Raw genomic sequence first — 14,903 nt, forward strand, 5'->3', positions numbered from 1 at the left:
CGTGATCCTAACGGGGGTCTTGTTTATCTTCAACGGCAAGCAGATCAAGATGGTTGCCACCGACACGCACCGGCTCGCCGTGCGTGGCGGTGTCGCATCGGCAGGCGAGGGCCAGGGGCAGGCGGTGCTTCCCGCACGCGCCATGAACGAGATTAGCCGTCTGGCAGGCGACGATGACGAAGTGGTGATTGCGCTGGCACAGGGGCAGGCTCGCTTCGAAGTGAATAAGAAAAACTCCAACGGCGAGACAGTCGCGACCACAACTCTAATTACGCGGCTTATCGAGGGCCAGTTCCCCAACTACGAGCGTGTCATCCCCAGCGGCCACGACCGTAAGCTGACATTAGAGACCGCTGAGTTCCAGAAGGCCGTTAAGCGTGTCGCTATTGTCGCCCGTGAGAACGCCAACCGGATTGTCTTAGAAACCGAGGGTGCACAGCTCGCCATGTCCGCAGAGTCGGGCACGATTGGGTCGGCACGCGAGGAGATCGAAGTGGCCCGTGAAGGCGATGATATCCAGATCGCGTTCAATGCCAAGTATCTAGGCGATGTGCTGGCGGCTATCGAGACGGAGGGCGTTGTCCTAGAGCTCACCGAGCCTCTGCGCCCCGGCATTCTTCGCCCCATCGGCGACAACGCCGCCGATTATCTCTGCGTCTTGATGCCCATGCAGGTAATCTAATCGCCCAGTAGCCGCCGATTGAAATCGGCGGCTACAATGGCACTGCGTGCCGCAAAGCCCGTGCCGGGCTACAAATATTGCCCCTTCGCGAAGCCGGAGGGGGACGGCGAGGAACGAGCCAGGGGGAGGCCCAATTTTATTGGGCGGAGGGTACACTGACGATATGCCTCTTCAAGCAAGACCTCAGACCCGGGCCGAGCGTACGGGCTATGCGGAAACGAGCCGGTACGACGATGTGATCGCGTTTCTGGAAGCGCTTAAGCTGCCCGTTACTTGGATAGCAACCAGCGACCAGGGCCGAAAAGTGCCGCTGGTGACTATCGGCAAGGGAAAGCTAAAGGTCTATGTCCAGGCCAATATCCACGCGGGGGAGGTCGAGGGCAAAGAAGCGGCGCTGATGCTGCTCCGAGACTTGCCAAAAACGCACCCCAAACTTTTAGAGAAACTCACGCTTTTTGTCTGCCCGATCTACAACTGCGATGGCAACGAGAAATGGGGAGATGGCAAGCGCAATCGAGGCTCGCAAGACGGCCCTGAGCTGATCGGTGAGCGGGCGAACGGCGCGGGGCTTGATCTAAACAGAGACTGCATGAAGGCTGAGTCGCCGGAGATGCGTGGCGTTCTGGAACATATTTATCTCAAGCACGACCCAGCGCTTGTGCTCGACCTACACACCACCAACGGCACACGCCATGGGTTTCATCTGACCTACTCCCCTCCCCTCAGCCCCAACACCGACCCGGACGTACTGGCCTATGTTCGTGACACGCTCCTGCCCACGGTGCGCAAGAAGCTCGACAAAGACAAAGCCTGGAAACTCTTCGACTACGGCAACACCGAGCGGCGCGGCACCGAGCGCGTCTGGGCGACCTTTGGCGAGGAGCCACGCTATGTCACCAACTACGCGGGCCTACGGGGTCGCCTCTCCGTGCTCTCCGAGGCGGCGAGTTTCTTGCCCTTCGAGACCCGTGTCAAAGTGACCTACGATTTTGTGCTCGCCGTGCTAGAGGAAGCCGCCAAAGACAGCACCAAGATCCAGAAGCTCGTCAAAGATGCCGACAAGCGCCGCCGGAGTGAGCTGGGTGTTCGCTTTGAGATGGCACCGCGTGGCACCGAAACCATTCCCTTAGAGAAGCCCCGCCCTGAGAGCGAGATTGACCACCGGAAAGCCGCTAAAGAAATCGAGCAAGTTGCCCTCCCTATCTGGGATCGCTTCAAGACAACTAAAACACGCCCGGTGCCCAAAGCCTACCTGGTCCACGATGACAGCGTGATCGCCCTACTCCAGCGCCATGGGATTCAGATGAAGGCGCTCGAAGCTCCCTATACCAAACCCGTCCAAGTCTTTGTCATACGGCAAAAAACCGTCGGCCGTGTTGCGTTCCAAGGGCATAAGCAAGTTCAAGTCGAAGGAGAGTGGGACTCCCCCACAACGGGTAATATAGGCGGTTGGATTGTCTCCACCGCTCAACCTCTACAGGCCCTCCTCTTCCACTTACTCGAACCCGAAAGCCTTGATGGCCTGATTGCTTGGGGGCTGACAGAGACGGAACCACAGATTACGGTCTTCCGGATTCCCTAAATGAGCTGGGAGTTTTCGACGCATGAGGTCGTGAGCGAGGAGGCGACGATTCGCTATGAGGTGCACGGCACGGGTGCGCCGGTAATTCTGCTGCATGGCTTCTCCAGCTCATTTCGGCGCAACTGGCACGGGGTCGGCTGGACACAGGCGTTTGTAGAAACCGGCAGGCAGGTGATCGGGCCGGACCTGAGGGGTCACGGGCGAAGCAGTAAGTTTCTTACCTACGATGCCTACTGGCCCAGCAAGCTCTGCCGCGATATTGCCGCCGTCCAGGACGATGCAAAAGCAACTCCTGCGGATCTCTTAGGCTTCTCCATGGGCGGAGGGCTCGCGCTGCAATACGCCATGCTCTACCCGGAGCGCGTGCGGCGGTTGGTGCTGGCGGGAATCGGGGATAAAGTGCTGCGGACGAAGAACATCCCAATGCTTCCCAGCACGATCGCACAGGCTCTGGAGACTGACAGCCCCGAGAGCATCGAGTCGCCTGTGGGAAGGCAGTTTCGCAGTTTTGCCGCAAAGACCAACAACGACCTGAAGGCACTCGCCGCGATGATGCGGGGGCCCGGTTGGCCAGGGCGTGTGGATGACCTGCGCCCACTGACGGTTCCCACACGGGTGATTCTCGCGGAGCACGATCATTTCATGCCGGAGACAGAGCGCCTTCGCGTAGCACTTCCTGATGCGGAGTTCGTGACAGTGCCCGGAACGGATCACCTGAGCTTGGTTTTGTCTGGGGAGTTCAAGCGCCTCACGCTAGAGTTTCTGAGCTAATGTTTAAGGGATAACATGCGCTAAGGGTGCGGTGGCGCCAATGGATGTCCCTACCGAACAGGTGGGATCGGTCGAAAGATCCCCAACAGTATAGGTTCCACTTGATGGACACACAGGTAGATGCTTGATATAGGTGGTTGTTCCTGCTCCACAGAGCACGGACAAAGCGGGCATCGTCGCCCCCACTCCCATATGGTTATCCATGGCATACTGCTCTTTGGCGAGCTGAATGGTATTGAGATTTTTCACACAGCCACTTGATCGTGCAACCTCACGGGCCCGTAGAAACTGTGGCACGGCAATGGCGAGTAAAGTCGTGACAATCATCAGTGTCACCATAATCTCAATCAGCGTAAATGCACGTGCGCTAGATCTTATAAATGTACTTTCTCGCATAGTTAGTTTCATATTCGGCGCATTCGGATTTTTCTCTTAGGCCACACGGTAGAATAGTATTTGTGACTTTCGACCAGGCGGTTCTCTATCTCGCCAACCGCATCACTTTCTCTCCCCGCAAAGACCCGGCACGTCTCAAGATGCTGCTCTCACACGTGGGCTCTCCCCAAGAGACGCTACGTTGTGTGCATATTGCAGGCACCAATGGGAAGGGCTCGGTGACTATCATGACGGCGGCGATCTTACAAGCGGCGGGCTACTGTGTGGGAGCCTATCTCTCGCCTTATGTCTTTGATGTGCGGGAGCGCTGGATGGTGGACGGGCTCCCAATCACAAAAGCGGATCTGGCACGGCATGTAGAGGAGCTGGCTCCGTTTGTAGAGGCGATGAATGGCAGCGAGTACGGGGCAATCACGGAGTTTGAGCTCAAGACCGCCGTTGCCTTCAAGCACTTCGCCGAGGCCGGTGTGGACTTTGCGGTGATTGAGGTTGGGATTGGCGGCACCTACGACTCGACCAATATCATCCCGGCGCCGCTCGTGGCTGCGATCACAAGTATTGGTTTTGACCACGTGAGTTTGCTGGGCAACACGCTGGGGGAGATCGCGGGCCAGAAAGCGGGGATTCTGAAGCATGGCACGCGCGCTTGCATCACGCCCGTCACTGAGCCTGAGGCGCTCGCTGCAATCACGAAAAAAGCGCGAGAAGAAGCCGTGCCTCTGGTGCATGTTCACGACGATGCCTTCCCAAGTGGCACGCATCTCTCGCTGCGTGGCCCCCACCAGCGGGTCAACGCCAGCACCGCCACAGGGATCGCGCGGACGCTTGAGATTCCCGAGAGTGCAATTCGCACGGGTCTGGAGACCGCCACGCTCCCCGGGCGCTTTCAGATCTGTCAGGGCGGGCGGCTAATCCTAGATGGAGCGCACAACGAAGACGGGGCTCACACTCTCGTGGCGGCACTTCAGGAGGAGTTTCCTGGGGAGAAGTTTACCGCCGTGATCGGCTCCAAACAGACCCATGATCCCGCCCCGTTTCTGGCCGTTCTGGCACCGCTACTTCATGCCGTGATCGCCACGGAGCCCGCGTTCAAACCCATTCCCGCCACCGAGGTAGCCGCAGCCGCAGCGGCTCTTGGCCTGCCGGTTGTATGTCTCCCCCACGTTCCTGATGCGATCCAAACGGCACTTCAGAGCCCCCTGCGCGTTATCGTCACCGGCTCATTCTACGTCGTGGGGGAGACCCCGGAATCTCTGCGCCTCCCCTAGCCACAGGCTCAGAGCTGTGCTAGACGCTCGGTGAGTTTGCCTTGTTTTTCGAGAAGCTCGGCGTGCTGCGTCCGTGTCTTGGTCACCACGGCCTCGGGAGCACGCTCGGCAAAGCTGGGATCGTCGAGGCGCTTGTTGAGCACAACAAGATCCAGGAGAATCTTTGCCAAGTCGCTTTCAATGCGCAGCTTTTCGGCAGCAAGCTCCTCCGCAGTGACCTCCGGGCGCGGGAGACGTACATCCCCAAAGCGCGTCGGCTGTAGGTAGCCGTCCCCCCCTGCCCCCGATAACGGGGGAGCTAGCACTAACGTGAAGCGCGTCAGGAACTCGATAATCGAGCGATTGCTCTCTAGAACTTCGGGGCTCGTGGTCTCCACAAGCGCCTCGCCGCCTTTCTTGAGGTTGTTGACGGCCTGGACATTACGAATCGCCGTCGTGATTTCTTGAACCACCTCCCACTGAGCTTCCGCATGGGGATAACTATAAGCAGGATCCCCTGTTGGAAACTCGGCTTGTGTTAAGAACAAAACACCGGCTTTTTCTTTTGCGCCAGGCAACTCTTGCCATATCACTTCTGTAAGATGTGGCATTACAGGATGAAGAAGGCGCAAAGTTTCATTTAATACAAACCATAAAACATGCTTGACAGATTCTTCACCAGCTTGAAGTCTTGGTTTTGATGCCTCAATATACCAATCACAGAAATCATCCCAGACAAAGCTGTAAAGTGCCCGCATTGCATCATCTATGTTATAAGTTTCAAATCCGTCATTCACTAGATGTGCAGTTTTGTTAAGCCGATGAATAATCCATTCGTCGGCCAGGGTCTCGGGTCTCGGGTCATACTGGCTCGGGACAAAATCGCCGAGGTTCATCATGACGAAGCGGCTGGCGTTCCAGATCTTATTGGCAAAGTTGCGCGCCTGCTCCACTTGCTCCTGTTTACCCGCCTTCACGGGCTTGAAGCGAATGTCCTGGCGCTGCCCCGCCTCGCGTGCCAGCGCGAAACGCAGCGCATCGGCCCCGTAGAGATCGATCAGCTCCACGGGGTCAATGCCATTGCCTTTAGATTTGCTCATACGCCGCCCGTGCTCGTCTAGCACCGTCGCGTGAATGTAGACATCATCGAAGGGCTTCTTGCCGATAAAGAGTTCACCCGTCATGATCATACGCGCCACCCAGAGATAGAGAATCTCTTGCGCCGTGGAGAGTAGGCTCGTGGGATAGTAGTAGTTCAGATCAGTCTCGGTATGCGGCCAGCCCAGCGTGGCAAAAGGCCATAGCGCGGAGCTAAACCACGTATCAAGCACGTCGTCCGATTGTAGAACATCGGTGCTGTCGAGTGTGGCCTCTGCCTCTTCTTTTGTCCGCGCGAAGACCCAAGAGCCTGCCTCCTCGGGGTTGGAGTCGGTCTTGCGCCACACGGGCAGGCGATGCCCCCACCAGAGCTGACGTGAGATCGGCCAGTCCCGAATGTTCTCCATCCAGCGCAGGTAGATCTCGCGGTAGCGCTCGGGCAAAAAGCGAATCGAGCCGTCGCGCACGACCTCAATGGACGTGTTCACCATCTCGGTGCCGCCCATCTTGCAGAACCACTGGCTGGAGGGGCGTGGCTCAATCACGGCACCTGAGCGGTCGCAGTAGGGCACGGTGTGGCGATACGGCTCGATCTTCTCCAGCAAATCAAGTGCCTCCAAGTCCGCCACAATCTGCTTGCGAGCCTCGAAGCGATCCAGCCCGGCGTAGACTCCCGCATTCTCTGTCATCTTAGCGTCGGGTCCGATCACCTCGATGCGTTCTAATTGATGCCGGTTGCCCATTTCGTAGTCGTTCGGGTCATGAAACGGGGTTATCTTCACCGCGCCCGTGCCAAACGCGGGGTCTACAAAGTCATCGGCTAGGATCGGAACCTCGCGGCCCACCAGCGGCAGAGTAATCGTCTTTCCAAGAACACTCTTGTAGCGCTCGTCCTTGGGGCTCACCGCCACGGCTGTGTCGCCGAGCATGGTCTCAGGGCGGCTGGTGGCCACAATAATATGCCCACTGCCATCCGAGTAGGGGTAGCGTAGGTGCCAGAGAAAACCGTCTTCCTCGCGGCTGTCAATCTCGATATCGGAGATCACGCTCTGAAAGCCTGGCGACCAGTTCACCATGCGCTCCCCAATGTAGATATAGCCATCAGCGTAGAGCTTCTCAAAGACCGTGTGAATCGCCTCCACGTAGCTCTCGTCCATGGTGAAGCGCAGGCGGCTCCAGTCGTAGCCGCAGCCTAGGCGCTGCATCTGGCTCACGATCTTGTTGCCGTACTCCTCTTTCCATTCCCACACTTTCTCGGTAAACGCCTCGCGGCCCAGATCATAGCGGGTCTTGCGCTCCTCTTGCTTGAGCTTGCGCTCCACCACCGCCTGCGTGGCGATCCCCGCGTGGTCGGTGCCGGGCAGGATGAGCACATTAAAGCCGAGCATGCGCTTCCAGCGCCCCAGCGTGTCCATGATCGTGTGGTTGAGCGCATGGCCCATGTGCAGTGCCCCCGTAACATTGGGCGGGGGGATCGTGATGCAGTACGGCGGGCGGCTATCGGGCGTCGCCTGAAAGCTGTTGGCAGCGAGCCACTGCGCATAGATCGCCGCCTCCGCCTCTTGCGGCTCGTAACGTGTCGAGAGTTCCATATACCTTTGCCTCCGCCCAATAGAATTGGGCGTCTAAATAGCCTTCGGCTGCGAAGCCCGTGCCGGGCTGGGGATATTTGTAGCCCGGCACGGGCTTTGCGGCTGAGGGACGAAGCCATTGCACACGCCGATTTCAATCGGCGAACAAAAAGCCCCGCGTCCTCGGGCAACATAGCCCAGGGACGCGGGGCTCCAGAAAATTTAGAGTCGCTCGCGCGGTACCACCCCGGTTCGGAATCCTCTGTGGCCCCTGTTATCGGGGGTCGGGGGGACTCCGCACTTACGTGCGCTATTTCGGGCGCAACCCGTCCTGCTCCGTGGGCGACATTCAGCAAGTGTTTTTCGAAAAGGGCTCTCAGCCGACGACCCTTCTTCTCTGGCGAAACCTACCTACTTACTCTTCCCACTTCTTCGCAGAAGCTTGGGGCAGTTTATCACGGGGTATAATCTCATGTCCATGAACTTAACCGCTCTGCTCTCGCTCGCGGATGGCTGGAAGACCCTGGCGCAGACAGAAGAAGCACTGCGGCAGGGTTTCTGTGCTGTCCAGCTCGAAGGAATGCCTGTCGCCGCACGGGGCTGGCTTCTGGCCCGACTTCAGGAAGACCTGAAAAAGCCACTGATCCTCGTGACCTACACCGACGATGCCGCCACGCGCCTCGCCGATGATCTCGCGCTCTTTCTTCCTCCAGGTACTACACTGGAGCGTCTCCCGAGCTCGCTCAACCTTCTTCTGGATGACGCCGACTCAGAGCGGGATGTGCGCGGCTCGGGCAAACGCGTACGCCTACTCGGGGATCTGGCACAGGGAATCAGCCCCCGTGTCTTAGTGACCACCACGGCAGCCCTGCTACAGCTCGCGCCACCGCCTGCCGTGCTTAAGACGCGCCGACTCACTGTTACGGTGGGCGACACACTCTCACTGGATCAAACGGCGGCGCGTCTCAATGCTTTCGGCTACCGGCGCACGGAGCTGGTGCAGCTTCCCGGGACATTTGCCAGACGCGGTGATCTCTTAGATGTCTGGCCCGCCGATGTGAGCGTGCCTGTACGTATTGACTTATTTGGCGATGAAGTCGAGAGCATCCGCCCCTTTGACCCCGAGAGCCAGCGCAGCGAGGGTAAGCAAGAGCAAATTATTATTGTCGCCGCCCACGAGATGGCCTTTACCCGCGAGCGCATGGCCGTTGCCCAGGAGATTCTAAAAAAACAGCTGACAAGCACGCTTAAAAACTTTGAGGTGAGCCGCGCCGAGAAGCTGCGCGATAGTGCCGAGGGCGATATCGTCAAGCTGGGCCTAGCAAACTACTTCGGTGGCGTCGAGCGCTATCTCCCCCTGATTCACCCTGATGCTGTTCCGACTGCGACCTATCTTCCCGAGGACGCCATTCTCGTCCTAGATGAGCCCGCGCAACTGGCGCCCTATTCAGAGCGCCTGCTGGAGGGAATCCAAAAGAGCCTGGCAGGCCGCGCCGAGCGCGGAGAGATATTACCGGTGACAACGCCACTCTGGGCAGACTTTGAGGCAACCCTCCGTCCGCTCACGGCGGCTCGCCCTACTCTACTACTCACGCTCCTAGCGCGCGCTCTGCCTTTTCTTTCCCCATCGCTCCATCTCAGCGTTCAAGGTGCCCCCGCGGAGAGCTTCGGCGGGCGGCCCGGCCCCCTCAAGGAGGCCATTGACACTTGGACAACCAATGGTGCCCGTGTGCTTCTGATCTCCGCGCAGGCACCGCGTCTGCGTGGCTTTGGTATTCAGGAGAGTGCGAAAGTCAGGCTGATTGATGGACTGATCACTGCGGGGTTCCGGCTCCCCGAGGCCAACCTCGTGGTGCTCTCAGACACGGAGCTTTTTGGCGACCGGCATCGTTTTAAGAAGCAGGCGAAGCGGAGGGAGTTCCGTGAGGGAATGCGGATCACAAGCCTGCTGGACGTAAAGTCTGGTGACTATGTGGTGCATATCCACCATGGCATCGGTATCTATGCGGGCCTGACCAAGATGAACACGGCTCCATTTCCCGGTGCTCCCCCCGTGGAAAAAGAGTTCCTGGTGATTGCCTACGAGGGCAGTGACCGGCTCTATGTCCCCGTGGACCAGGTAGACCGGGTGCAGAAATACATCGGCTCGGAGGGCGGGTCGCCGTCGGTGAACAAGCTAGGCGGCACCGAATGGCTCAAGGCGACAGCGAGGGCCAAACGGCAGGTCAAGGAGATCGCGGGCGAGCTCATCGCGCTCTATGCCGCCCGTCAGGCCATCGAGGGCTATGCCTACGCTCCCGACACCCCCTGGATTCACGACATGGAGCAGTCTTTTGCCTACACGGAGACCCCCGATCAGCTCGCGGCTATCGAGGACGTCAAGCGCGACTTGGAGTCCCCTCGCCCGATGGACCGGCTGATCTGCGGCGATGTGGGCTTTGGTAAGACCGAGGTGGCGATGCGCGCTGCGTTTAAAGTCGCCAGCGAGGGTCGGCAAGTGGCGGTCTTGTGCCCCACCACGGTCTTAGCATCACAGCACTTCCAGACTTTTAGTGAGCGCCTCGCCGCGTTTCCGGTTCGCGTGGACCAGCTCTCGCGCTTTCGTAGCGCCAAGGAGCACACCAAGACCATCGAGGATCTCAGAGTCGGCGGCGTGGACATTGTTATTGGCACCCACCGACTGCTCTCAAAAGATGTCGAGTTCAAGGATCTTGGCCTGGTGATCGTGGACGAGGAGCAGCGCTTTGGCGTGACGCACAAAGAGCGGCTCAAGCAGCTCCGCAAGAGCGTGGACGTCCTCGCCATGAGCGCCACGCCCATTCCCCGAACCATGCACATGTCGCTCTCCGGTATCCGGGACATGTCGCTCATCAACGATCCGCCGGAGGGCCGCACTGCCGTCAAGACTTTCGTCAAGGAGTTCGATGATCTGCTGATCCGTGAGGCCATTCTGCGCGAGCTTGACCAGGGTGGCCAGGTGTATTTTCTGCACAATAGAGTGGAGAGCATCTACCACATCGCCAATCACATCGAGCAGCTCGTGCCCACCGCGCGCTGCAAAGTGGCGCACGGGCAGATGGGCAACGACGAGCTCGAGGACACGATGTTCGAGTTCTACCATAAAAAATTTGATGTGCTGGTCTGCACAACCATTGTGGAGTCGGGCCTCGACATCCCCAATGTCAACACCATTATCATTGACAACGCTGACAAGCTCGGTCTAAGCCAGCTTTACCAGCTCCGGGGCCGCGTGGGCCGGGCAAAAGTGCAGGCCTTCGCCTACCTTCTCTACCGCAAGGGCAAGAGCCTCACCACCATTGCCGAGCAGCGCCTGGATGCCGTCCGCGAGCTCACCGAGCTGGGCAGTGGCTATAAAATTGCACTCCGCGACTTAGAGCTACGCGGCGCGGGTAACCTACTCGGCGCGGAGCAGAGTGGCACGGTCAGCAACGTGGGCTTCGATCTCTACATTCAGCTTCTAGAACAAGCGATTCACGAACTAAAAGGCGAGGAACCCGATAAAGAGGACATTCCGCTACCAACCGTGGACTTGCCCGTGGCTGCAACCATTCCGCAAGCCTACATCCCCGCCGAGCCGCAGCGTATTCTGATGTACAAAAAACTCGCCGCCGTGAGAGACAAAGTGGATGTGGCACGCCTGCAAGATGAGTTCGAGGACCGCTTCGGCGACCCGCCGCCGCCGGTCTGGAACGCGCTGGGCCTCTTGCGCCTGCGCCTGCGCTGTGCGGAGATCGGTATTTCAGGCATCCAGACCGAGGCGCGGCAAGTAATCCTCACGTTCAAGCCCGGCGTCGCACTGCCTAAGCACTCCGTTCGTGCGCTCAGCGCCGCCTTCAAAGCCCAGCAAGGCTACGAGTTCCAGCCGAGTAAAGTGGTGATGAATATCCAGAGCAGCAAAGTCCTCGCCCAGACTGAGGAGCTGGTCGAGCTTCTGGAAAAAGCCCTCAAGGAGCCGCCGCCCCCACCCGATCCCAAAGCCGAGGAGCGGCGGCGGGACATTCGAGCCAGCCTACGAGGACGTTGACCCGATCGGGGCAGATCAGGGGCCAGGAACGGCCCCCTCTGAGCCGCCTGCGGCGAAGCGGGCCGAGCCCGCACGGAGTGAATAAGTCTATGACGGCGCTAGAAATAGTAGCAACGGGCGAGGAACTCTACAACGCAAAGATTCGAGAGTTACTGGAAACAGAGGCCAACTACGGGAAGTTCGTGGTTTTGGATATTCTGACGGGTGATTTTGAGTTAGATGCTGAGTTTGCCCAGCTTGCCGCAAACCGGCTTCGTGAAAGACAGCCACAGGCAACGATTTTCGGTCTTCAGATTGGTGTCGATTCTGCCTACATCGTCGGCCTTCCACGAATCCCGCCGCCAGAGAGTTCAAGCACTCAGGTTCAATCCTACAAGGACTATGAGCGTGAGCTTCCAAAACTTTTGGAGAACTTCTCGCCTCTAGCATGTATCCGTTTTGGGCTCTCCTGTGTGGATGCCCTCACAGAGCTTGCCCGAGAGAGCATTGATGCGGAAGTTTCGCAGGAACACCAAGGTCTCTACCTAACCATTCGGGAAGAGATTGAGTGTAGCCTGAAACTCGGTCAGCTTCTTCCCACAGATCGTGCAGAAATGCTTGAGACTGAGCTACTTGACAACATCATGGGAAACGACACAGACACCTGGATTGATGTAGATTCGCTCGTATCCCGTTGGGTGCTTATCCTGCATTATGTCCTTGAATACTGCCAGAAACGCGATAATCAGATATTAGAAGCACTCGCGATTGAAGTCATAAACACGCTGGATTACTTATATGAAGCCGAGCTGGCAACAATGTTCACCCTCCCAGAATTCCGCGCCGAGTGGGAGCGCCAGCAACGAGCAGCACAAAGCTAAAAACTCCATTTTTTCATTCCCTGCGGGCTCGGCCCGCTTCGCCGCAGGCGGTTCAGAGGGGGACTTTCAGGCCCCAGTCAATTAGAACCAGCGGCCACCGAAGAGGTTGGAGAGGAAACGCAGGATCATGGCCCAGAACGCGAAGAGCCAGAAGCCGCGCCCGCTGTTGGCGACATTGGAGACGCCACGAGCGACCTCATGCGCAACACCGCGCGGTCGGATGGGGACACGATTCTTTGCGCAGGCACGACAGCGGTTACCTGCGGGGCCAAAGACCATGCAGCGCTGGCAAATCGGGGTATCACAGCGGCCACAGCGGATCAGTGTTGTGATTTTGGGATGACGCGAGCAGTAGTACGCTCCCTCTTGGCCCTCCACCGCAATAGGATCGGGCCGTGGCTCCAGCTTCACACCACACTCCCCACAGAACTTCTGATCCGACTCGTTACGCGCATTACACTTCTGACAGAACATCAGCCCTTCTCCTTCCTGCTATTTTAGCGTAAACTATCTAGCATGACACTAGGATTCTTAACCGATGGACGCGTCGAGGACGTCGCCTTTGCCGCCGCCGAGGGGTTTGATTGTTTAGAGCTGGCGCTCTTTGGTGACACACCGCTTTTTGATGACAGTAGTGCCTTTAAAACCGCGCTGACGGAGCATAAGATCATGCTGGCGGCAGTCTCCCTCTTTGGGCAGAATTACTTCGATGAGGCCACGGGAGAGGAGCGATTGGTGCGGCTAGAGCGGGTAATCGCGCTGACAGCCGTTCTTGGGGCACCCATTGTGGTATTTGGGAGCGGCTCCGGTGCCGTCACGCCTACAGTCGGCGTCCGCAAGCTCCTCCCTCTGATCCATGATGCCCAGCAGCTCGGGCTGACCCCGGCATTCTACAACTGCCACTGGGAAAATGTCGTGGATCGGCCCACGGCCTGGGACGAAGCCCTACCGCTTGCACCCGGTGTGGGAGTGAAGTTCGATCCGTCGCACCCCACGCAGATGCATCGCGACTGGAAGGCGGAGCTCTACCACGCCGCGCCGCATCTGAAGCACGCTCATGCGAAAGATGTGCTGGAAGTCGGTGGTAAATTTGTCGCGGACCCAAATCCAGGGCTGGGCTCGATCCGCTGGGAGGAGTTCTTCGGCCTGCTCCACCACGCGGGCTACAAGGGCGCGGTCTGTATCGAGCCGCACAGTGCCCTCTACACCGGCCCACGCCGCTACGACTTTCTAAAGTTCTCTCGCGACTATCTCCGCCGATTTCTTAACTAAAGCTGCGGCACCCTCGTGATAATTACGGTATAACCCACGGTATGCAATGCTGGGAATATGGGCGATTTGTCGCGGGTGCCACAACGCGTCGCTGGTCTGATGGCACCGTGGTGACGGTTACCAAGCAGCTCGAAAAAACACAGACAGTCTCCGGTTATACCGACAGTCTCTACGAGGTGCAGGTAGCCGGGCAGCCTCGAACACTCTGGGGCGGCGAGCTTGCCAATGCCTTCTATCCCCTCTCCGACGGCCACGTCTTTCTTACCCGTGTCATCGGAACAGGTCAGGGCAAGCTACGCCAGCTTGAAGCGCGCCTCCACACGGGAGGCAGCGTCCTGCGCTTCCCCACCATTGAGGTTCAGGAGACCGATCGCTTCGGTTACTCCCTTGGAGTTCTCGCCACTGATGGGCAGGGTTTGACCAGAGTTGCACGCATTTTCCGCTTAAAATTCACCTATGAAGCCTGCGACTACCCCAATGGCGAGGTGGTCTTGCTCCAGAAAGGCAACCAGCTTGTTCTAGGGCCGCGTGTCCTCTCTAGTGCAAATGAAGTGGGCAATAGTACCTACAAGCTAATCTTTCCCCACGATCCCACGGGCCGTCCCAACCAGATCAGAGAGGTCGCCACACGGACGGAGCGCAACGAAAGAGGCGCGACCCTCCGGCAAAAAACGACCATTACCGCCTACCGCTGGACGGGAAATCGTGTGATAAAATAGCACCGAAGCACCCGTAGCTCAGCGGATAGAGCATCCGCCTTCCGTGACCACAGGCAGTAAAATGAGTTCAATTCTCATGGTCACGACTAAGCGGAGGGTCGCAGGTTCGAGCCCTGCCGGGTGTATTTCTTTCTCAGCGTTCCGGGTCTTGTCGTTGCACAGTGGCATAGAAAAGCCCGGTAGGAAATTACCTACCGGGCAAAAAGCAATCAATCTTCTGTCGCGGAGCGACATTAAATTAACGCTTGCTGAACTGGAATCCGCGACGTGCGCGCTTACGACCGTACTTCTTGGATTCCTTGACACGCGGGTCGCGGGTCAGGAAGCCATTGCGGCGCAGCACGGGGCGGAGCTCGGGATCGAACTCTACCAGTGCTTTGCTGATACCATGGCGCAGTGCCCCGGCCTGACCGGAGATTCCGCCGCCCTTGGTCTTGGCGAAGATGGTATAACGCCCCTCGCTACGAGTGGCTGCGAAAGGCTGGTGGATCAGCGCTTCCAGGGTGCGGCGGCAGAAGTACTCCATCACCGTCTTACCATTGATTGAGATCGTCCCATCGCCCGGCGCAAGCCAGACACGGGCGATAGCGCACTTGCGCTTGCCGGTTGCATAAACTCTAGTCTCTGCCATTGTTTAACCTTCTGCCTTTGCTTTGGCCG

At 58.4% G+C, this 14,903-nt stretch carries 12 protein-coding genes and 1 tRNA gene; 9 read left to right on the forward strand and 4 right to left on the reverse strand.

Annotated features, from left to right (window positions below):
* The 3 genes from dnaN to ACH2EH_RS09620 all read left to right on the forward strand — a co-directional run.
* A partial coding sequence (dnaN, locus tag ACH2EH_RS09610; protein WP_395141143.1) for a DNA polymerase III subunit beta occupies positions 1-682 on the forward strand: 682 nt, incomplete at its 5' end.
* 163 nt (positions 683-845) lie between these two features.
* A complete protein-coding gene (locus tag ACH2EH_RS09615) occupies positions 846-2,264 on the forward strand; it encodes a M14 family metallopeptidase (RefSeq protein WP_395141145.1) in 1,419 nt (472 codons plus the stop codon).
* Entirely contained in the window at positions 2,265-3,035 is a 771-nt protein-coding gene (locus tag ACH2EH_RS09620; RefSeq protein WP_395141147.1) for an alpha/beta fold hydrolase, read from the forward strand. It begins immediately after the preceding gene.
* 3 nt (positions 3,036-3,038) lie between these two features.
* On the opposite strand, the gene ACH2EH_RS09625 is transcribed toward ACH2EH_RS09620, so the two are convergent.
* Entirely contained in the window at positions 3,039-3,431 is a 393-nt protein-coding gene (locus ACH2EH_RS09625; RefSeq protein WP_395141149.1) for a competence type IV pilus major pilin ComGC, read from the reverse strand.
* A gap of 62 nt (positions 3,432-3,493) precedes the next feature.
* Here ACH2EH_RS09625 and ACH2EH_RS09630 point away from each other — a divergent pair, with 62 nt between their 5' ends.
* Positions 3,494-4,699, forward strand: coding sequence for a bifunctional folylpolyglutamate synthase/dihydrofolate synthase (locus ACH2EH_RS09630; protein WP_395141151.1), 1,206 nt, complete (start codon positions 3,494-3,496; stop codon positions 4,697-4,699).
* Between the two features lie 8 nt (positions 4,700-4,707).
* Here ACH2EH_RS09630 and ACH2EH_RS09635 read toward each other — a convergent pair whose 3' ends face one another.
* Entirely contained in the window at positions 4,708-7,368 is a 2,661-nt protein-coding gene (locus ACH2EH_RS09635) for a valine--tRNA ligase (protein WP_395141153.1), read from the reverse strand.
* 457 nt (positions 7,369-7,825) lie between these two features.
* Here ACH2EH_RS09635 and mfd point away from each other — a divergent pair, with 457 nt between their 5' ends.
* On the forward strand, positions 7,826-11,392 hold the full coding sequence (mfd, locus tag ACH2EH_RS09640) for a transcription-repair coupling factor (RefSeq protein WP_395141154.1): 3,567 nt from the start codon (positions 7,826-7,828) through the stop codon (positions 11,390-11,392).
* A gap of 89 nt (positions 11,393-11,481) precedes the next feature.
* A complete protein-coding gene (locus ACH2EH_RS09645) occupies positions 11,482-12,252 on the forward strand; it encodes a hypothetical protein (RefSeq protein WP_395141156.1) in 771 nt (256 codons plus the stop codon).
* Positions 12,253-12,333: 81 nt separating this feature from the next.
* Here ACH2EH_RS09645 and ACH2EH_RS09650 read toward each other — a convergent pair whose 3' ends face one another.
* Positions 12,334-12,726, reverse strand: coding sequence for a hypothetical protein (locus ACH2EH_RS09650; RefSeq protein WP_395141158.1), 393 nt, complete (start codon positions 12,724-12,726; stop codon positions 12,334-12,336).
* Between the two features lie 42 nt (positions 12,727-12,768).
* On the opposite strand from ACH2EH_RS09650, the gene ACH2EH_RS09655 reads away from it, so the two are divergent.
* The 3 genes from ACH2EH_RS09655 (at position 12,769) to ACH2EH_RS09665 (ending at position 14,368) form a co-directional block, all read left to right on the forward strand.
* The gene (locus ACH2EH_RS09655; protein ID WP_395141160.1) at positions 12,769-13,524 is read left to right on the forward strand and encodes a sugar phosphate isomerase/epimerase family protein; all 756 of its coding nucleotides are present in this window, start codon (positions 12,769-12,771) and stop codon (positions 13,522-13,524) included.
* Positions 13,525-13,565: 41 nt separating this feature from the next.
* Complete coding sequence (locus ACH2EH_RS09660) at positions 13,566-14,243, forward strand: hypothetical protein (protein ID WP_395141162.1); 678 nt, start codon at positions 13,566-13,568, stop codon at positions 14,241-14,243.
* Between the two features lie 7 nt (positions 14,244-14,250).
* Positions 14,251-14,368 (forward strand) — tRNA-OTHER (locus ACH2EH_RS09665).
* A gap of 113 nt (positions 14,369-14,481) precedes the next feature.
* On the opposite strand, the gene rpsI is transcribed toward ACH2EH_RS09665, so the two are convergent.
* Positions 14,482-14,874, reverse strand: coding sequence for a 30S ribosomal protein S9 (gene rpsI / locus ACH2EH_RS09670; protein WP_309695418.1), 393 nt, complete (start codon positions 14,872-14,874; stop codon positions 14,482-14,484).
* Positions 14,875-14,903: the final 29 nt, after the last annotated feature.

It is taken from the genome of Armatimonas sp., from assembly GCF_043760365.1.
Classification (GTDB): Bacteria; Armatimonadota; Armatimonadia; order Armatimonadales; family Armatimonadaceae; genus Armatimonas.

Excerpts from the sequence above, each read along its gene's own strand:
- ACH2EH_RS09615 (WP_395141145.1), top strand. The coding sequence starts at position 846 with ATGCCTCTTCAAGCAAGACCTCAGACCCGGGCCGAGCGTACGGGCTAT.
- ACH2EH_RS09620 (WP_395141147.1), top strand. The coding sequence starts at position 2,265 with ATGAGCTGGGAGTTTTCGACGCATGAGGTCGTGAGCGAGGAGGCGACG.
- ACH2EH_RS09625 (WP_395141149.1), bottom strand. The coding sequence starts at position 3,431 with ATGCGAGAAAGTACATTTATAAGATCTAGCGCACGTGCATTTACGCTG.
- ACH2EH_RS09635 (WP_395141153.1), bottom strand. The coding sequence starts at position 7,368 with ATGGAACTCTCGACACGTTACGAGCCGCAAGAGGCGGAGGCGGCGATC.
- mfd (WP_395141154.1), top strand. The coding sequence starts at position 7,826 with ATGAACTTAACCGCTCTGCTCTCGCTCGCGGATGGCTGGAAGACCCTG.
- ACH2EH_RS09645 (WP_395141156.1), top strand. The coding sequence starts at position 11,482 with ATGACGGCGCTAGAAATAGTAGCAACGGGCGAGGAACTCTACAACGCA.
- ACH2EH_RS09650 (WP_395141158.1), bottom strand. The coding sequence starts at position 12,726 with ATGTTCTGTCAGAAGTGTAATGCGCGTAACGAGTCGGATCAGAAGTTC.
- ACH2EH_RS09655 (WP_395141160.1), top strand. The coding sequence starts at position 12,769 with ATGACACTAGGATTCTTAACCGATGGACGCGTCGAGGACGTCGCCTTT.
- ACH2EH_RS09660 (WP_395141162.1), top strand. The coding sequence starts at position 13,566 with ATGCAATGCTGGGAATATGGGCGATTTGTCGCGGGTGCCACAACGCGT.
- rpsI (WP_309695418.1), bottom strand. The coding sequence starts at position 14,874 with ATGGCAGAGACTAGAGTTTATGCAACCGGCAAGCGCAAGTGCGCTATC.